We start from the raw sequence: 17,992 nt of genomic DNA on the forward strand, positions 1-17,992 counted from the left end.
AATTATTTTATTGGTCTAAACTTCGCATGACTACGTTGCAAGATCTGTAGTAAATTCTGCTGCCCAGACTCACCACATTGCTGTTTTAACTGTAACAAATTCATGCGCAAATGCTGTAATCGGTGAATATGCTTGGCGATGTCTTGAATATGCCGATCGAGTAATTGATTAATTTCTGTTTTTTGTTGTTCCGATGCAGTGTCCAAACTCAAGAGCAATTTGATTTCTTCCAAGGACATATCCAAAGAGCGACAATAACAAATAAATGACAACCGTTGCAAATGTTCGTCCGTGTATAAACGGAAACCTCCGGCAGAACGTGACGGGCGTGGCATGATGCCTTTTTGTTCATAAAATCGAATGGCATCTACACTACAACCAACCGCTTTGGCTAACTTCCCTATTTTCATCTCATCTCCGTAAAAACACCTGAAAAAGACACCGCACTTTTATGCCTCAGAACGAAATTCAGGATTAATATAAAAAATGAGTTCGTTGATTTCCGGCAAATGCTGCTGAATAACGCCCAATAATGCCTGTTGGCGAAACAAAAAGCTTTGACGAACCATGGCATTGGCCACCTCAATGCGCAAACTCTGTTGTTCAATATTGGCAATACGATACAGCCCTGCGAATTCCGCGGGGAAGAAATTTTTCATTTGCTGATTTAATGCATTCAATCGAACACCTTTTTGCATCATTTTCGCTAATGGCGAATCTTGCAATAAGGTGTGAATGTTGATCGGTTTTTGATAACGCATTGCCTTGTTTTCCGCTTCTCTGCCCTAATATTTATGACATTGTAGCGAAATTCCGCTACAATACCGACAATTTTTTGATAGTGAAATCCCTATGATTATTTCCAACAAAAGCAAACACAATTTTTGGTCGCGACTGCTCCTCGGCATGCTGGCGATTTTTGTTTTGCCCGTAACGCAGGAATTGAATTATCCCGCTGCTGTTGGTAATGAAAACTATCAAAATACGCAACAACAAAATGCGCCTCAAATTTTAACGGCGGTGTCTTTATTACAACAAACCCGCCAGCAACAATGTCAACCGCAACATACCTTACCGGCAGTTGAAATTCTCTCCCAAAACGAACCGCACTTTACGCGTTCGCCTTTTATGCCTAACGCACCAATTCGCGCCGGGCCTGCATTGATTTAACCTCGACTATCTAATTTACGCCATCGTTTAATATCATTAAACGATTTCATTTATCTGTTTTTAAAAGAAAAAATTATGCTTAGAACTATTGCAACCAAAATTTTTGGCAGTCGTAATGATCGTGTTTTACGTCGCCTTAATAAAATCGTCGTCAAAATTAATAAACTTGAACCGGAATACGAAGCGTTAAGCGATGAACAACTCAAAGCCAAAACGGCGGAATTCCGTGAGCGCTTAGCACAAGGCTCAACCTTGGAAAGTTTAATGCCGGAAGCATTTGCTACTGTGCGTGAAGCCAGTAAACGTGTGCTTGGTATGCGTCATTTCGACGTTCAACTTATCGGTGGTATGGTGCTTAACAGTCGCTGTATCGCGGAAATGCGTACCGGTGAAGGGAAAACCTTAACTGCGACATTGCCATGCTATTTGAACGCATTACCGGGCAAAGCCGTGCATGTGGTTACCGTGAATGACTATCTTGCCCGCCGCGATGCAGAAACTAATCGTCCATTATTTGAATTTTTGGGGATGACCGTTGGCGTAAACGTGCCGGGTATGTCACCGGAAGAAAAACGCGCAGCATACGCCGCAGACATTACTTATGCCACCAACAGCGAACTAGGTTTTGACTATTTGCGTGACAACTTGGCGCATTCACCACAAGAACGTTTCCAAAAAGATCTTTACTATGCATTGGTGGATGAGGTGGACTCCATCTTAATCGATGAAGCACGTACGCCATTAATTATTTCCGGTCAGGCAGAAGACAGCTCCGAACTTTATATTGCTATCGATAAATTGATTCCTGTCTTAATTAAACAAGACAAAGAAGATACCGAAGAATATCAAGGTACAGGCGATTACACGTTGGATTTAAAAACCAAACAAGCTTACTTGACCGAACGTGGGCAAGAAAAATGCGAACAATGGTTAATTGAACATGGGTTCATGAAAGACACCGAATCCCTTTATTCACCGTCTAAAATTTCTTTGTTACACCACGTTATGGCGGCACTTCGCGCTCATACCTTATTTGAACGTGATGTGGATTACATTGTAAAAGATGGCGAGATTGTTATTGTAGATGAACACACAGGTCGTACGATGGCAGGTCGTCGTTGGTCGGACGGCTTACACCAAGCCATCGAAGCCAAAGAAGGGGTTCGCATTCAAAGCGAAAACCAAACTGTCGCCTCTATCACTTACCAAAACTATTTCCGTTTATACGAGAAATTAGCGGGGATGACCGGTACGGCAGATACAGAAGCCTTTGAATTCCAAAAAATCTACGGCTTAGAAACCGTCGTCATTCCGACCAATCGTCCGATGATTCGTGATGATCGCACTGATGTGATGTTTGAAACAGAAGAATACAAATTCAACGCCATTATTGAAGACATCAAAGATTGTGTGGCCCGTAACCAACCTGTTTTGGTCGGTACAATCTCTATTGAAAAATCCGAATTACTCTCTAATGCGCTGAATAAAGCCGGTATTAAACACAATGTGTTGAACGCCAAATTCCACGCACAAGAAGCGGAAATCGTCGCCAATGCAGGTTATCCGGGAGCCGTCACTATCGCCACTAACATGGCGGGACGTGGTACCGATATCGTGTTGGGAGGTAACTGGAAAGCCGAAGTGGATAAACTGGAAAATCCAACAGCGGAACAAATTGAGGCAATCAAAGCTGCATGGCAAGAACGTCATAACATTGTAAAACAAGCTGGTGGCTTGCACATTATCGGTACTGAACGCCACGAATCCCGTCGCATCGACAACCAGTTGCGCGGTCGTTCCGGTCGTCAAGGGGACCCAGGCTCTTCCCGTTTCTATTTATCCTTAGACGATGCGTTAATGCGTATTTACCTCAATGAAGGCAAACTTAACATGATGCGCAAAGCCTTCAGTCAACCTGGCGAGGCCATGGAATCCAAGCTATTGGCAAAAGTCATTGCCTCCGCACAAGCCAAAGTGGAAGCACACAACTTCGATGGGCGTAAAAACTTACTCGAATTTGATGATGTGGCAAATGACCAACGTCATGCGATTTATGAACAACGCAATGAATTGTTAGAAAATGACGATATTTCTGACACCATCGATGTGATTCGTCAGGACGTCTTCAACAGCGTTATCGATCAATATATTCCGCCACAATCACTGGAAGAACAATGGGATGTGCCGGCATTGGAACAACGTTTAAAACAAGATTTCGCGCTCGATTTACCTATCAGCAAATGGCTGGATGAAGACAATCATCTGCATGAAGAAACCTTGCGTGAACGCATTATTCAAGCGGCTACGGATGAATATAAACGCAAAGAAGAATTGGCCGGTGCACAAACCATGCGCAATTTTGAAAAAGGCGTGATGTTGCAAACCCTAGATGAACTTTGGAAAGAACATTTATCTGCGATGGATCACCTACGCCGTGGTATTCATTTACGCGGTTATGCACAAAAAGATCCGAAACAGGAATACAAAAAAGAGTCTTTCCAAATGTTTACCGAAATGTTGGATGCCTTGAAATTAAGTGTGATCACCACCTTAAGTCGCGTCCAAGTGCGTACGCAAGAGGAAATGGAAGAAGCAGAGCGTTTACGTCAAGAATTGGCTCAGCGCGAAGCAGCGGCAATGCAGTATCACAATGAAGAATCACAGAATGAACAAGGTGAGCAAAATGGTGGCGTAGAAGAACACCATAAAATCGGGCGCAATGAACCTTGTCCATGTGGTTCCGGTAAAAAATACAAACATTGCCACGGCAGTCGTGCCAGACATTAATTGGAAATAAATAAAAGTGCGGTTAGAAAAACAATTAAATTTTTAACCGCACTTTTTTCATGAATATTTAGTGAAGGATAGAAAAATGAGGAAACCGCTTGTACAGGTTGCAGCAGGGATTATTCGTAACGAATTTGGACAAATTTATTTAACTCAACGCTTAGAAGGGCAAGACTTTGCACAGTCCCTAGAATTTCCTGGCGGTAAGGTTGATAAAGGCGAAACACCGGAACAGGCATTAAAACGGGAACTGGAAGAAGAAATCGGTATTGTCGTGTTAAAGGCTCAGCTGTTTGAGCGTTTTGAATTTGAATACCCAACTAAAGTGATTTCTTTCTTTTTTTATCTGGTAGAAGAATGGGTTGGCGAGCCCTTTGGGCGTGAGGGACAAGAAGGTTTCTGGTTGGCACAAAACGAACTGGATGCCAATCAATTCCCTCCGGCAAATGCCAAACTCATTCAACGTTTATTAGCCGAATCCTAACTCTCGCCCATAAAAAAGACCCAACATATGTCGGGTCTTTGAAAAAAACAAAAAGCCGGATTATTTGCCCATTGCTGCTTTAGCTTGTTTTAATTGTTCAGTTGCTTGGGAGCAAGCTTGCTCTTGTGCAGCTTCTGGTAAAGCAGATAATTGTTGTTTGCTTGCTTCATATTGTTGTTTCATCATCGCTTGTTGTGCTGCAGGTACTGCACTCACAAAAGAGTCGATTTCAGCAAAATATGTTTCACAGCTTTTAGATAAGCCAGCAGATGCGGACATTGCAAAACCGGATAATAATACTGCAACTAATACTTTTTTCATTTTTTTCTCCATAATGGTTTGAAAATATCGCCTCAAGTCAGGCGACGGCCTATTATACAAATTTTAGCGATAAAGATAAACAATAATAACCATTAGGCATTATGAGGTAGCACAAAACTCAATGGTCAACGCTTCCAGTTGCAGCCAAACATCATCATTAAATTCTTGTTTTACACTACGCTCAACTTCCGCAAGCTGTTGACAGAAAAGATAAAGTTTACGGTAAGTTAAACGTTGGACCGCTTGCGTAAACAACGCCCTGCGGTTCTGCCATACTTTTAAACGATCAAAGTGTTCACGCAGCTGAGAGGTAGGTAATAACGAATCAAGCGATGGTCGTTGGTCGCTTTTGCCAAGTTCCAATAATGTCATTAAATCCCGCTGCAACGTGCGTAATAAAACAATCGGCTGAACATCTTCCTCTTTTAAACCATTTAAAATCCGGCAAGCGCGAGTCGCTTTCCCCGCCAGCATGGCATCCACCCATTGAAACGGCGTAAACACTGAAGACTGCTCCACCACGCTATTAACACGAGCAAAGGTCAATTTACGATCAGGATACAACAAATCCAGTAATTGCAGCGTTTGTTTGAGTGCCAACAGATTATTTTCATAGCTATAACAAAGCAACTGTACCGCTTCCTGATCAATGCTTAAGCCCAATGATTTTGCCCGATTTGTCACCCAACGAGGCAACTGCTCCGCATTCGGTGTTTGGCAATTAATGACGACAGCTTGCGGTTCATATTGGTTAGCCGCCACAAACCACGCTTGTTTTTCCGTGGTTTTGGTCAACTTGGTAAAACGCAGCACCGGCAACACATCAGGCGTCAGTAAAGAGATAAACTCCGACAGATTTTTTTGTAAAAGTGCGGTCAAATTTTCAGGTAAATCTAATACGATAATCTGCTTATTGAAAAATAAGCCCATGGATTGCACCCGCTCGAACAAATCATTCCAGTCGGTAGAGGCATTAATTTCCAACTGGATTTTTTCATCAAATAACGCTTTCGTTGCCGCTTGTTGAATAGCATCCAGGCTTTCTTCAATTAATAACGGATCTTCCCCCACTAAAAAATAGAGCGCAGCTAATTTGCGCTCTAACGAAGGGATAAGTTGCTCAGGAAATAAACGGTTCATTATTTCACTTGAATTTGATGTTGCAAGGCAACCATTTTATTCATTAACTGACGAGCCGCTTGCTCACGCATGTCTTGCCAAATCACCTCTTTTTCCGAAGATTTCGCCAAGGCTGCTCGAGAATAATCAAAGAACGTACGATTCACTTTAGTCGAAATTGGGAAAGCCTCTTTATTTGGCAATTTCACACTGGCTTCTACGTCTAAAACTAAGAGTTTTTCTGCTTCACGACCTTGTTTAAAAATAGAAACCACATGCTCAGATGTCGTTGTCTTATTCAAACGTAAAACCGGCACACCCGCCTTAGCTTCTACCAAATTAACATTATTCAACTGTAATTGACGACGCATAGACACCGCCATGTCACTATAAGGATCGCTACTTTCCAAGTGTAAGGTTTGCAATTCTTGCGGAATCAATTCACCGTTTTGGAAATGAAATCCGCAAGCGGATAAAGCAAAAACACTGGCGGTAAGAAGTAAGGATTTGAGCTGTTTAAACATAAAAATCACCTTAAAAATCGACCGCACTTTGCGTTAAGTGCGGTCATTTTTTGATTAGATTACTGCGGTTTCACCACAACATTAAGTAATTTGCCAGCAACGTAAATTACCTTAACGATTTGCGTTCCGTCGGTAAAGCGTTTGACGTTTTCATCGGCAAAGGCGATCGCTTTCACACTTTCTTCATCTGCATCTGCAGCGACAGTGACTTTACCACGCACTTTTCCGTTCACCTGAACCACAATCAATTTTTCATCTTCAATCATCGCATCAGGATCCGCTTCCACCCAAGGCGCAAAGTCAATAATGTCTTGATTACCCAGTTCTTTCCATAAACGGAAACAAATGTGCGGTGTAATTGGATAAAGCATACGCACGACAGCGCTCAAGGCTTCTGCCATCACTGCACGATCTTGCTCGTCATCTAACGGTGCGCGGGTGAGTTTATTCATTAATTCCATGATTGCCGCAATCGCTGTATTGAACGTTTGACGACGACCAATGTCATCGCTTACTTTCGCAATGGTTTTGTGGACATCACGACGTAACGCTTTTTGAACGCTAGAAAGTGCGGTCGGATTGACGGCTGTTTTTGTTGGATTTTTGCTGTATTCAAACACCAAATTCCATACACGCGCTAAGAAACGTTTCGCGCCTTCCACACCGGATTCTTGCCATTCCAAGGTCATTTCCGCAGGCGAGGCAAACATCATGAACAAGCGCACAGTGTCCGCGCCGTATTTTTCCACCATTTCTTGCGGGTCGATGCCGTTGTTTTTGGATTTCGACATTTTCGTCATACCGGCGTGCACCAACTCATGGCCTTCATCATCCACCGCTTTCACGATACGACCTTTGTCGTCACGCTCTAAAGTCACTTTGGTTGGTGAAACCCAAATACGTTCATTGGTCGGGCTGGTGTAATAGAACGCATCCGCTAACACCATGCCTTGGCATAACAATTTATTTGCTGGTTCATCACTGGTAACAAGGCCTGCATCACGCAATAATTTATGGAAGAAACGGAAATACAATAAATGCATGGTCGCATGCTCGATACCGCCGATATATTGATCCACCGGCAACCAGTAGTTCGCTTCTTCACTGTTTAACATGCCTTGTTGATATTCCGGGCAAGTGTAACGGGCGTAATACCAAGAAGACTCCATAAAGGTGTCGAAGGTGTCAGTTTCTTTTAACGCCGGCTTGCCTTGATAGGTCGTTTTCGCCCATTCAGGATCCGCTTTAATCGGGCTGTTCACGCCATTCATCACCACATCTTCCGGCAGAATGATAGGTAAATCTTCCATTGGCACCGGCACTACATCACCGTTTTCCAAGGTTAACATTGGAATCGGCGCGCCCCAATAACGTTGACGAGAGACGCCCCAGTCGCGTAAACGGTAATTCACTTGGCGTTTGCCCACGCCTAATTTTTCTAATTTATCGGCGATGCCATTAAATGCCGCATCAAATGGCAAGCCATTAAACTCAGCGGAATGAATCAGTTTGCCGTGTTCGGTAAAGGCTTGTTTGGTTAAATCAATTTCTTCACCGTTCATCGGTTCGATCACTTGTTTCACTGCCAAACCGTATTTTTGTGCGAATTCATAGTCGCGCTGGTCGTGTGCCGGCACAGCCATTACCGCGCCGGTACCGTAATGCATTAACACAAAGTTCGCCACCCACACAGGCACTTGTTCACCGGTTAACGGATGCACCGCATACAAACCGGTAGCCATACCTTTTTTCTCCATGGTGGCGATGTCCGCTTCCGCAACTTTAGTGTTTTTCGCTTCTTGAATGAACTCTGCTAATTCAGGATTATTTTGCGCCGCAAGTGTCGCCAATGGATGAGCTGCCGCTACCGCCACATAACTCACGCCGTAGAACGTGTCCGGACGGGTGGTATAAACCGCTAATTTTTCGTTGGTATCTTTAATATCAAAGGTGATTTCCACGCCTTCAGAACGACCAATCCAGTTGCGTTGCATGGTTTTGACTTGATCCGGCCATTGTGGCAAGTCATCCAAGCAATTCAATAATTGCTCGGCATAATCGGTAATTTTAATAAACCATTGTGGAATTTCTTTTTGTTCCACCGGCGTATCACAGCGCCAGCAACAACCTTCATGCACCTGCTCGTTTGCCAAGACGGTTTTATCGTTCGGACACCAGTTCACCGTAGAGGTTTTCTTATACACCAAGCCTTTTTTGTATAACTCGGTAAAGAACCATTGCTCCCATTTGTAATATTCCGGACGGCACGTGGTCACTTCACGATCCCAGTCATAACTGAAGCCGAGCAGTTGCAACTGGTTTTTCATGTATTCAATATTTTCGTAAGTCCATTTTGCCGGGGCAGTATTATTTTTTACTGCCGCACCTTCCGCAGGCAAACCAAACGCATCCCAACCCATTGGTTGTAACACGTTTTTACCAATCATGCGTTGATAACGGGAAACCACATCACCGATGGTGTAATTACGCACATGCCCCATGTGCAAACGGCCGGATGGATACGGCAACATGGAAAGACAGTAATATTTTTCTTTGTTGTTATCTTGTACCGCTTTGAAAGTTTTATTGTCCTGCCAGAATTTTTGCACTTCCGGTTCAAGCAAATCAGGACGATATTGTTCTTGCATAAAAAATCACCTTAAAAATAGACCGCACTTTAGCGGGTTTTAACTTAGAAAATACGCCATAGAATAGCGTAAAATGGGGAAAAATAACAGGAAGTGCGGTGGGAATTTCGGATATTTTTTACGGCTTAACTTGGTGGCAAGCCTCATATAATGGCAATAAATCACGAATGCTTTCCACAATAAATTGCGTCACATCTAATTTATCCAATTCCGCTTTTTCTACATTTCGCCCAATGCACCAAAAATCCTCGTCAGAACGCAAAGTTAAGTCCTTTTGGCTCAACTGGCTGACTTTACGGAAATCATCGTATTCGCTTTCATCACCACGCCAAATATTGAATTCGGCAAAGCGAGCAAAATCAACATGCTCGAGCCATTGATTATATTGCTGCACGTTAATTTGTGAGCGATCAGCGCGATAACAATGCCAATCTAAACTCACCGATAAACGACGACGATTCAGCAACACCGACAAAATCGCAGCGGAATTAAGGTTATATTCATATTTAAAATAGGCAAAGAAATGCCCTCGTACTTGCCAACCGTTCGTCCAACTTTCAATATGCGGCTTGGCAAAGGGGGTACCGAGTTCGGCAGCCACCTGCAAAATGGTAGCTTTCCACGTATCCCAATGAACTTTGTAATCCGCCTTAATTTGCGGAATATCTTCGGGACAAAACTTCTTCATTTGGGCAAATTGGAAGAAGGGAATGTTAAAGAGATCGCACGCATCGGCATTAATGAAATTCATGATTCTTCCTAAAAATCACTGTAATTTTTGACCGCACTTTGGGTGAAATAGCACTTATCTTCCCAGCGCAACAGAGTGAGACGATTGTTCCAAACGCAACCGGTATCGAGGGCATAAATATTCGGTGGCGTGATTTCATCCACTAAGCTCGCCCAATGACCAAAAACAATATTTTCGGTTTGATACAGCGGATTGTCTAAAGCAAACCAGGGGGCAAGGTTCTTCGGTGCCTCTTTGATGGGCAGTTTACATGCAAAATCGAGGCGATGATCCCGATAGCAAAAACGCATGCGAGTAAAAGCATTAATAATGTAACGCAGACGATCCAGTCCTTTTAAATTTGGCGACCAACGATCAGGCTGTTCCGAATACATATTTTCAATGAGATAGCGATAATTGCCATGACGCAGCACATTTTCCACTTCATTAGCACAGGCTTTGGCGGTCGCCAAATCCCAATCGGGCGAAATACCGGCGTGCGTCATAACGAAATTCAGTTGTTCGTGGTGAATCAATAAAGGTTGTTGACGTAGCCAATGGATTAATTCAAAAAAATCCGGTGCGGCAAAAATCGGTGCAACACGATCACGAGGTTTGATTTTTTTAATGCCAAGTGCGGTGGAAATTAAATGTAAATCATGATTACCTAAGACGGTGTAAGCGGCAGTTCCCAAGGATTTAACGAAACGTAGACATTCCAGCGATTTATCGCCCCGTGCCACCAAATCACCGGTTAAATAAAGTGTATCTTGTGTTGGGTCGAATTTCACTCGATCCAATAACATCTGCAATTCGTCATAACAACCTTGTAGGTCGCCCACTAAATATGTCGCCATTTTTGACCGCTCTTTTTATTCTTCCGACTCCACCACATCCTCTTTGCTCACCTCTGCCGGTGGGTTATCCGCCAACCAGTTCGCTAAACGGGCATAATCGGCAATGCTGAGATTTTCTGCACGTGCATTTAAATCGATATTAAGTGCGGTCAGATTTTCCGGTAAAAATAAGCCGGACAAGGCATTACGCAACGTTTTGCGACGTTGATTAAATGCCTGAGAACAGACGCGATTAAGCCAATATAAATCTTTCACCGGATGCGGCAATGTGGCATGCGGAATTAAACGAACCACCGCAGAATCGACTTTCGGCGCAGGCTTGAAGGCACTCGGTGGCACTTCCAACACCGGCATCACTTGGCAGAAATATTGCGCCATAATAGTCAATCTTCCATAAGCCTTGCTGTTTGGCGCGGCACATAGGCGTTTCACCACTTCTTTCTGCAACATGAAATGCATGTCTTGAATAATGTGATGATATTTAAACAAATGGAACATTAACGGCGTAGAAATGTTATACGGCAAGTTACCAAACACACGCAGTTTTTGACCTTTCTCTGCCAAATGCTCTTGTTCATAAAGAGAGGAAAAATCAAACTGCATAGCATCGGTTTCGATGACATTGAGTTTTTGATGTAAAAACGGGTGGTGACGTAAGCGCTCCGCCAAATCACGGTCAAGCTCTAATACAGTCAAATGCTCCACTTGCTCCGCAACAGGTTCTGTCAGTGCCCCCAAGCCCGGACCAATTTCCACTAAAAATTGATTGGCTTGCGGATAGATTGCCGCCACGATATTTTGAATCACATTGTTGTCGTGCAAAAAGTTTTGCCCGAACCGTTTACGCGCCGTATGGCCTAAATGCTTTTTTGAATTCATTGAATAAGATCTTATAAAAATAACGAAAAGTGCGGTGTATTATAAAGCAAAATCCCGACCATTGGGTCGGGATTTCCGTTAATTTATGTATTTAATGTTGGCTCGTTTACGCAATGCTTGTACCCAGTCGCGGGCTGAATCTTGCAATTGCTGATTGACGATTTGCTCGTAGGCTTTTTGACGATAAGCATCTTCTGTGCGGTCCGCCTGACGAGTATTAGTCACTTCCAAAATATGCCATCCAAATTCAGTTTTAAACGGCGCACTAATGACACCTTGTTTTGTTGTACGTACCGCTTTATTAAACGGGCCCACGTACATTTCCGGGAAAGCATAACCTAAGCTACCGCCGTTAGCACCGGATAAATAATCTTTGGAATATTTTAATGCAGCATCAGCAAACGTTGTTTTGCCGGCAAGAATATCCGCACGGATTTGTTCAAGCTGTGCTTTGGCCTGTGCATCGTTTAATAACGGGTTGAGTTTTAACAAAATATGACGCACTTCGTATTGGGTATCCGTCAGTTTCGCCACGTTGCCTTTTGCCTTAGCATCTGCCAACATTTTTTTTGCTAACGCTTCAACCTGTTCACGAGAGACATCAACGCTTTGGCTAATTGCGCGATTACGTACTTCCGACATCATCAGTTGTTGCGCAATTTGTTGACGATATGCCGCATAACTAATGCCTTGATAATCAAGAGCATCAAGCAACTGACCGAAAGTTAAACCGTTTTGCGCTGCGATGCCTTCAATAATTTGATCCACTTGCGCATTATTAACGGAGACACCGGATTCTTTTACTGCCTGCGCAACCAAAATATCGTCAATCACTTTATCTAAAGCTGCTTGGCGATTACTTTTCTTCGTTAAAGCACTTTTTACTTGGCTTTCCAACACAGGAACGCCGTTTACTGTCGCAACCACTTTTTCCTCAGCTTGCGCATTTGCAATAAATGCCACAAAACCAAGTGCGACAAACAAAACAGACTTCAAATTCATCTTCGTTAATATTCCGTTATAGGGTTGAAATTGTTGTTTAGATTATCAATTTTAATAAAGGTTCACAAATTTATTTCGTTAATAACGCCACTTCGTAACATTGGTCAAACTTCATGGTACGTACCTGAATATTTTCACTGCGACTGGTCGGCACATTTTTCCCTACATAATCTGCACGAATTGGTAATTCACGATGCCCTCTATCCACGAAAATCACCAACTCCACTTTTGCTGCACGTCCAAAATCCACTAACGCATCCAACGCAGCACGAATCGTACGACCGGTAAACAGCACATCGTCCACTAAAATCACTTCTTTATGCTGGATATTAATAAAATCGGAAGCGCCACTATAAATCGGCACCCGCTCTTCTTGGGTTGGCTCAAGATCATCGCGATAAAAGGTGATATCCAAATCAAAAGAAGGAAGTTCAACTTGCGTTAATTCTTTAATTTTATGTTTAATTAACGCCGCAATTTCCGCGCCCCGTCGTTTAATACCGACAATGACCAAATTATCTAACGTATGATGTTTTTCAATGATTTCATGTGAGATACGAGAAATCGTTCTAAAAAACTGATTTTCATCAATAATGATTTTTTCCATAAGGTTAAAGCCACCCATTAGCACAATAAAAACGATATTTAACATAGCATAAATTCAATCGCTTTGCTCATATCAACTCCCTGTTTTCTGACCTTAACATTAAGACAAATAAAAGAAAAAGTGCGGTCAGTTTTGGGATTATTTTAAAAAGTAAAAAAATATCGGAAAAATACTTGCTTTTATTTGCGTTCTCTTGCTATTAATTACGCGCTTACACAACATATTTTCAATCTTATTTAGAAGGACAAACTTATGAAAAACGTTGGTTTTATCGGTTGGCGCGGAATGGTCGGTTCCGTTTTAATGGATCGCATGCAGCAAGAAAATGATTTTGCAAATATCAATCCGGTTTTCTTTACGACCTCTCAAGCTGGACAGCCTGCACCGACTTTCAGTGGAAAAGATGCCGGTACCTTAAAAAATGCATTCGATATTGAAGAGCTGAAAAAACTCGACATTATCGTCACCTGCCAAGGCGGCGATTACACCAACGAAGTTTATCCAAAATTAAAAGCTACCGGTTGGAATGGCTACTGGGTCGATGCAGCATCTGCATTACGTATGGAAAAGGATGCGATAATCGTATTGGATCCGGTAAACCAGCACGTCATCAGCGAAGGGTTGAAAAACGGTGTAAAAACCTATGTGGGCGGTAACTGTACCGTAAGTTTAATGTTAATGGCATTAGGCGGTTTATTCGAGAAAGATTTAGTGGAATGGATCTCCGTTGCGACTTACCAAGCCGCCAGTGGTGCCGGTGCGAAAAACATGCGTGAATTATTAGTGCAAATGGGCGAATTAAACGGTGAAGTGAAAGGCTTATTAGCAGATCCGAATTCCTCTATTTTAGACATTGAACGCGCTGTTACCGCGAAAATGCGCGACAACAATTTCCCGATTGATAATTTTGGTGCGCCTCTCGCAGGCAGTTTGATCCCTTGGATCGACAAATTATTAGAAAATGGTCAAACCAAAGAAGAATGGAAAGGCTATGCGGAAACCAATAAGATTTTAGGATTAAGCAACAATCCAATTCCGGTTGACGGTTTATGTGTGCGTATTGGTGCATTACGCTGCCACAGCCAAGCGTTCACCATCAAATTAAAACGCGACATTCCACTGGCAGAAATCGAGCAAATTTTGGCATCACACAACGAGTGGGTGAAAGTCATTCCGAACGATAAAGAAAGTTCCTTGCGTGAACTCACGCCAACCAAAGTCACCGGCACATTAAGCGTTCCGGTAGGACGTTTACGCAAGCTCAACTTAGGACCTGAATATTTGGCAGCATTCACTGTCGGCGACCAATTATTATGGGGTGCAGCAGAACCAATTCGCCGTATTTTAGTGCAACTAGTAAAATAATCTCTATTTTCTAAAAACAAAGGGCTGTTCAATACAGCCCTTCTTTTTGTCTTGGAAAATTAATTAAAACGCACGTGAGATTTCACTTTTTCTAATGTTGCATCGCCAATACCTGGCACTTTAGATAAATCATCTAGATTTTTAAACTTACCGTTTTTCTCACGATACTCAATAATCGCTTTGGCTTTCGCCTCACCAATACCGGACAAACTTTCTAATGTCGCCGCATCCGCGGTATTAATATCCACTTTTTTACCTTGTGTCATTTTGGCTTTATTTTCCACCGCACTTTTTTCTTTCGCGGTAGATTTATCTTCCACCTGTGCCGGTTTGTCATTGCGTAATTTGTCTTTTATCGCTTTCTTACCTTCTGCAACTTTTTCTTGAGTAACCTCTTTCGCCTCAGTCAACTTTTCTTTTGTTGCCTCTTTAGCTTCGCTAAATTTCTCTTTGGTTGCATCCTTGGCCTCACCGAATTTTTCTTTCGTCGTCTCTTTTACTTTCACTGCACCATTCTTTATTTTAGTGCCAGCCGCTTTACTGTCTTCTTTCACGGTTTGCCATGCAGATTTTGCGCCTTCTTTCACTTCAGATAAAACATTTTCTTCCGCCAATGCAGTAGAGGAAACAGCAATAGCAACCGCTAACGCCAACAAAGATTTTAATAATTTCATGTTTTCTTCCTTTATTTACTAAATAAAAAGACGGCGAAAAAACACCGCACTTTTCTATGATAAACGCTTTTGTTAGAGCCAAAGATGTACTAAAAGTTCAAACAAATAAAACCTATCAAATCTAAAAAATTCATAGGCAAGACTAAATTTTTCATTTTTTCTCTTGAAATCCCTCAAAACGATCTTATTTAAATTTGGCGAACAAATGTTCAACAGAACATCCATGGAACGAAGAAGGAAATACTTATGAATATTGAAAAATTTACCACTAAATTCCAACAAGCCATTGCTGAAGCGCAATCTTTAGCGATTGGCAAGGATAATCAATTTATTGAACCGGTGCATTTATTGAGTGCCTTGTTAAATCAACAAGACGGTTCGGTGGCACCGATTTTAACCGCAAGTGGTGTGAATGTTGCTGCGTTGCGCAACGAACTCAACAACGAACTTGCAAAACTTCCGCAAGTGTCCGGCAATGGCGGTGATGTACAACTTTCCCGTCAGTTGCTTAACATCTTGAATTTATGCGATAAATTGGCGCAACAACGGCAGGATAAATTTATCTCCTCCGAACTCTTTTTACTTGCTGCCTTGGAAGAAAAAGGCACTGTTAGCGAGATACTGAAAAAGTGCGGTGCGAAAAAAGAACAAATTTTACAAGCCATCGATCATATTCGTGGAGGACAAAACGTGAATGACCAAAATGCGGAAGAAAGCCGCCAAGCCTTAGAAAAATATACTATCGACTTAACCGCTCGTGCGGAAAGTGGCAAATTGGATCCTGTGATTGGGCGTGATGAAGAAATCCGCCGCACCATTCAAGTGTTGCAACGCCGCACCAAAAACAACCCTGTGCTTATCGGTGAACCGGGCGTGGGTAAAACCGCCATTGTGGAAGGGTTGGCACAACGTATTGTAAACGGCGAAGTGCCGGAAGGTTTAAAAAATAAACGCGTACTTTCACTTGATATGGGCGCATTAATCGCCGGGGCAAAATATCGCGGTGAATTTGAAGAACGCCTGAAAGCCGTTTTGAAAGAATTGGCGCAGGAAGAAGGCCGTGTCATTTTATTTATTGATGAAATTCACACCATGGTGGGTGCGGGTAAAACCGATGGTGCCATGGATGCGGGCAACTTGTTAAAACCAAGTTTGGCACGCGGTGAATTGCATTGTGTAGGCGCGACTACGTTAGACGAATATCGCCAATACATTGAAAAAGACGCGGCTCTTGAACGTCGTTTCCAAAAAGTGTTTGTGGGCGAACCAAGCGTGGAAGATACCATTGCTATTTTGCGCGGCTTAAAAGAACGTTATGAAATCCATCACCATGTGCAAATTACCGACCCGGCTATTGTGGCAGCGGCAACATTGTCCCATCGTTACATTTCCGATCGCCAGTTACCGGATAAAGCCATCGACTTGATCGACGAAGCCGCATCCAGCATTCGGATGGAAATCGACTCCAAACCACAGCCGTTGGATCGCTTGGATCGCCGTATTATCCAACTCAAATTGGAACAACAGGCGTTACAAAAAGAAGATGACGATGCCAGCCGCAAACGCTTGGAGATGTTAGAAAAAGAATTAGCGGAAAAAGAACGGGAATACGCTGAATTAGAAGAAGTGTGGAAATCCGAAAAAGCTGCCCTTTCAGGTACTCAACACATTAAAGCTGAATTGGAAAACGCCCGTACCCAAATGGAACAAGCCCGTCGTGCCGGTGATTTGAGCAAAATGTCCGAATTGCAATACGGTAAAATTCCGGAATTGGAAAAACAATTAGCTGCAGCAGAAGGTGCGGAAGGCAAAGAAATGAGCCTATTACGCTATCGTGTTACCGACGAGGAAATTGCCGAAGTACTTTCCCGTGCCACCGGCATTCCGGTCGCTAAAATGATGGAAGGCGAAAAAGAAAAACTCTTGCGCATGGAAGAAGAATTGCACAAACGGGTTATCGGGCAAAACGAAGCCGTGGATGCTGTGGCGAATGCCATTCGTCGTAGCCGTGCCGGTCTTTCCGATCCGAATCGCCCAATTGGTTCCTTCTTGTTCTTAGGGCCAACCGGTGTGGGTAAAACCGAATTGTGTAAAACCTTGGCGAAATTCTTATTCGACAGCGAAGATGCCATGGTGCGTATCGATATGTCCGAATTCATGGAAAAACACAGCGTGTCCCGCTTGGTCGGCGCACCTCCGGGCTATGTGGGCTATGAAGAAGGCGGCTATTTAACCGAAGCCGTACGTCGTCGCCCGTATTCTGTGATTTTGCTCGACGAAGTGGAAAAAGCGCACCACGATGTATTCAACATCTTGTTGCAAGTGTTGGATGACGGCCGTTTAACCGACGGACAAGGCAGAACCGTGGATTTCCGCAATACGGTGGTGATCATGACGTCTAACTTGGGCTCCGATTTGATTCAAGGCAACCAAGAAGAAAGCTACGACGACATGAAAGCGTTAGTGATGTCTGTGGTGAGCCAACATTTCCGTCCGGAATTTATTAACCGAATTGACGAAACCGTGGTGTTCCATCCGTTGAATAAAGACAACATTCGCGCCATTGCGGAAATTCAGTTAAAACGCTTAATCAACCGCATGGAAAGCCGTGGCTATGTGTTGCACTTTACGGATGCCACCCTCAATTTCATTAGCGAAATCGGCTATGACCCGATTTACGGCGCGCGTCCATTAAAACGTGCGATTCAGCAAGAAATTGAGAACCCGTTAGCGCAACAAATCCTTTCCGGTAGTTTATTACCGGAAAAACCGATTAGCGTGGATTACGTTGACGGCAAAATTGTGGCTAAACAATAAAACATAAA

17 protein-coding genes are annotated in these 17,992 nt (G+C 43.1%); 5 read left to right on the forward strand and 12 right to left on the reverse strand.

Annotated features, from left to right (window positions below):
• Window positions 1–2: 2 nt before the first annotated feature.
• A complete protein-coding gene (locus J5A60_RS08100; protein ID WP_212510028.1) occupies window positions 3–410 on the reverse strand; it encodes a MerR family transcriptional regulator in 408 nt (135 codons plus the stop codon).
• 39 nt (window positions 411–449) lie between these two features.
• Complete coding sequence (locus J5A60_RS08105) at window positions 450–761, reverse strand: DciA family protein (RefSeq protein ID WP_109859749.1); 312 nt, start codon at window positions 759–761, stop codon at window positions 450–452.
• Window positions 762–852: 91 nt separating this feature from the next.
• Here J5A60_RS08105 and secM point away from each other — a divergent pair, with 91 nt between their 5' ends.
• The 3 genes from secM to mutT all read left to right on the forward strand — a co-directional run bounded on the left by secM (window position 853) and on the right by mutT (window position 4,441).
• Window positions 853–1,170: a secA translation cis-regulator SecM gene (gene secM, locus J5A60_RS08110; protein ID WP_109859750.1), complete on the forward strand. Its 318-nt coding sequence runs from the start codon at window positions 853–855 to the stop codon at window positions 1,168–1,170.
• Between the two features lie 75 nt (window positions 1,171–1,245).
• Window positions 1,246–3,957: a preprotein translocase subunit SecA gene (gene secA, locus J5A60_RS08115; protein ID WP_212510029.1), complete on the forward strand. Its 2,712-nt coding sequence runs from the start codon at window positions 1,246–1,248 to the stop codon at window positions 3,955–3,957.
• An 85-nt stretch (window positions 3,958–4,042) separates the two neighbouring features.
• On the forward strand, window positions 4,043–4,441 hold the full coding sequence (gene mutT / locus J5A60_RS08120) for an 8-oxo-dGTP diphosphatase MutT (protein WP_212510030.1): 399 nt from the start codon (window positions 4,043–4,045) through the stop codon (window positions 4,439–4,441).
• A 60-nt stretch (window positions 4,442–4,501) separates the two neighbouring features.
• Here the strand turns inward: mutT and J5A60_RS08125 are convergent, their stop codons facing one another.
• The 9 genes from J5A60_RS08125 to pyrR all read right to left on the reverse strand — a co-directional run bounded on the left by J5A60_RS08125 (window position 4,502) and on the right by pyrR (window position 13,128).
• Window positions 4,502–4,762: a DUF5339 domain-containing protein gene (locus J5A60_RS08125; protein ID WP_212510031.1), complete on the reverse strand. Its 261-nt coding sequence runs from the start codon at window positions 4,760–4,762 to the stop codon at window positions 4,502–4,504.
• Between the two features lie 99 nt (window positions 4,763–4,861).
• Window positions 4,862–5,902 carry a DNA polymerase III subunit delta gene (gene holA / locus J5A60_RS08130; RefSeq protein WP_212510032.1) on the reverse strand — a complete coding sequence of 347 codons (1,041 nt, stop codon included), beginning with the start codon at window positions 5,900–5,902 and terminating at the stop codon, window positions 4,862–4,864.
• Window positions 5,902–6,405 (reverse strand): LPS assembly lipoprotein LptE, encoded by a 504-nt coding sequence (lptE, locus tag J5A60_RS08135; protein WP_212510033.1) that lies wholly within the window; start codon window positions 6,403–6,405, stop codon window positions 5,902–5,904. The genes holA and lptE overlap by 1 nt, the downstream gene beginning before the upstream one ends.
• A 59-nt stretch (window positions 6,406–6,464) precedes the next feature.
• Window positions 6,465–9,053, reverse strand: a complete 2,589-nt coding sequence (gene leuS, locus J5A60_RS08140) for a leucine--tRNA ligase (RefSeq protein ID WP_212510034.1) — start codon at window positions 9,051–9,053, stop codon at window positions 6,465–6,467.
• 118 nt (window positions 9,054–9,171) lie between these two features.
• On the reverse strand, window positions 9,172–9,804 hold the full coding sequence (locus tag J5A60_RS08145) for a glucose-6-phosphate 1-dehydrogenase family protein (RefSeq protein WP_212510035.1): 633 nt from the start codon (window positions 9,802–9,804) through the stop codon (window positions 9,172–9,174).
• Window positions 9,805–9,812: 8 nt separating this feature from the next.
• Complete coding sequence (gene apaH, locus J5A60_RS08150; RefSeq protein ID WP_212510036.1) at window positions 9,813–10,640, reverse strand: bis(5'-nucleosyl)-tetraphosphatase (symmetrical) ApaH; 828 nt, start codon at window positions 10,638–10,640, stop codon at window positions 9,813–9,815.
• Between the two features lie 15 nt (window positions 10,641–10,655).
• Window positions 10,656–11,519 carry a 16S rRNA (adenine(1518)-N(6)/adenine(1519)-N(6))-dimethyltransferase RsmA gene (rsmA, locus tag J5A60_RS08155; RefSeq protein WP_212510037.1) on the reverse strand — a complete coding sequence of 288 codons (864 nt, stop codon included), beginning with the start codon at window positions 11,517–11,519 and terminating at the stop codon, window positions 10,656–10,658.
• A gap of 78 nt (window positions 11,520–11,597) precedes the next feature.
• On the reverse strand, window positions 11,598–12,521 hold the full coding sequence (locus J5A60_RS08160) for a peptidylprolyl isomerase (protein WP_212510038.1): 924 nt from the start codon (window positions 12,519–12,521) through the stop codon (window positions 11,598–11,600).
• Window positions 12,522–12,591: 70 nt separating this feature from the next.
• The gene (gene pyrR, locus J5A60_RS08165) at window positions 12,592–13,128 is read right to left on the reverse strand and encodes a bifunctional pyr operon transcriptional regulator/uracil phosphoribosyltransferase PyrR (protein ID WP_109128830.1); all 537 of its coding nucleotides are present in this window, start codon (window positions 13,126–13,128) and stop codon (window positions 12,592–12,594) included.
• 252 nt (window positions 13,129–13,380) lie between these two features.
• Here pyrR and asd point away from each other — a divergent pair, with 252 nt between their 5' ends.
• Complete coding sequence (asd, locus tag J5A60_RS08170) at window positions 13,381–14,493, forward strand: aspartate-semialdehyde dehydrogenase (RefSeq protein WP_212510039.1); 1,113 nt, start codon at window positions 13,381–13,383, stop codon at window positions 14,491–14,493.
• A gap of 59 nt (window positions 14,494–14,552) precedes the next feature.
• Here the strand turns inward: asd and J5A60_RS08175 are convergent, their stop codons facing one another.
• A complete protein-coding gene (locus J5A60_RS08175; RefSeq protein WP_212510040.1) occupies window positions 14,553–15,167 on the reverse strand; it encodes a helix-hairpin-helix domain-containing protein in 615 nt (204 codons plus the stop codon).
• A 246-nt stretch (window positions 15,168–15,413) separates the two neighbouring features.
• Between J5A60_RS08175 and clpB the strand changes: the two genes are divergently transcribed.
• The gene (gene clpB, locus J5A60_RS08180) at window positions 15,414–17,984 is read left to right on the forward strand and encodes an ATP-dependent chaperone ClpB (RefSeq protein WP_212510041.1); all 2,571 of its coding nucleotides are present in this window, start codon (window positions 15,414–15,416) and stop codon (window positions 17,982–17,984) included.
• Window positions 17,985–17,992: the final 8 nt, after the last annotated feature.

Origin of the sequence: Aggregatibacter sp. oral taxon 513 (assembly GCF_018128305.1) — a bacterium.
Classification (GTDB): Bacteria; Pseudomonadota; Gammaproteobacteria; order Enterobacterales; family Pasteurellaceae; genus Aggregatibacter; species Aggregatibacter segnis_A.

Excerpts from the sequence above, each read along its gene's own strand:
- J5A60_RS08100 (WP_212510028.1), bottom strand. The coding sequence starts at position 410 with ATGAAAATAGGGAAGTTAGCCAAAGCGGTTGGTTGTAGTGTAGATGCC.
- J5A60_RS08105 (WP_109859749.1), bottom strand. The coding sequence starts at position 761 with ATGCGTTATCAAAAACCGATCAACATTCACACCTTATTGCAAGATTCG.
- secM (WP_109859750.1), top strand. The coding sequence starts at position 853 with ATGATTATTTCCAACAAAAGCAAACACAATTTTTGGTCGCGACTGCTC.
- secA (WP_212510029.1), top strand. The coding sequence starts at position 1,246 with ATGCTTAGAACTATTGCAACCAAAATTTTTGGCAGTCGTAATGATCGT.
- mutT (WP_212510030.1), top strand. The coding sequence starts at position 4,043 with ATGAGGAAACCGCTTGTACAGGTTGCAGCAGGGATTATTCGTAACGAA.
- J5A60_RS08125 (WP_212510031.1), bottom strand. The coding sequence starts at position 4,762 with ATGAAAAAAGTATTAGTTGCAGTATTATTATCCGGTTTTGCAATGTCC.
- holA (WP_212510032.1), bottom strand. The coding sequence starts at position 5,902 with ATGAACCGTTTATTTCCTGAGCAACTTATCCCTTCGTTAGAGCGCAAA.
- lptE (WP_212510033.1), bottom strand. The coding sequence starts at position 6,405 with ATGTTTAAACAGCTCAAATCCTTACTTCTTACCGCCAGTGTTTTTGCT.
- leuS (WP_212510034.1), bottom strand. The coding sequence starts at position 9,053 with ATGCAAGAACAATATCGTCCTGATTTGCTTGAACCGGAAGTGCAAAAA.
- J5A60_RS08145 (WP_212510035.1), bottom strand. The coding sequence starts at position 9,804 with ATGAATTTCATTAATGCCGATGCGTGCGATCTCTTTAACATTCCCTTC.
- apaH (WP_212510036.1), bottom strand. The coding sequence starts at position 10,640 with ATGGCGACATATTTAGTGGGCGACCTACAAGGTTGTTATGACGAATTG.
- rsmA (WP_212510037.1), bottom strand. The coding sequence starts at position 11,519 with ATGAATTCAAAAAAGCATTTAGGCCATACGGCGCGTAAACGGTTCGGG.
- J5A60_RS08160 (WP_212510038.1), bottom strand. The coding sequence starts at position 12,521 with ATGAATTTGAAGTCTGTTTTGTTTGTCGCACTTGGTTTTGTGGCATTT.
- pyrR (WP_109128830.1), bottom strand. The coding sequence starts at position 13,128 with ATGGAAAAAATCATTATTGATGAAAATCAGTTTTTTAGAACGATTTCT.
- asd (WP_212510039.1), top strand. The coding sequence starts at position 13,381 with ATGAAAAACGTTGGTTTTATCGGTTGGCGCGGAATGGTCGGTTCCGTT.
- J5A60_RS08175 (WP_212510040.1), bottom strand. The coding sequence starts at position 15,167 with ATGAAATTATTAAAATCTTTGTTGGCGTTAGCGGTTGCTATTGCTGTT.
- clpB (WP_212510041.1), top strand. The coding sequence starts at position 15,414 with ATGAATATTGAAAAATTTACCACTAAATTCCAACAAGCCATTGCTGAA.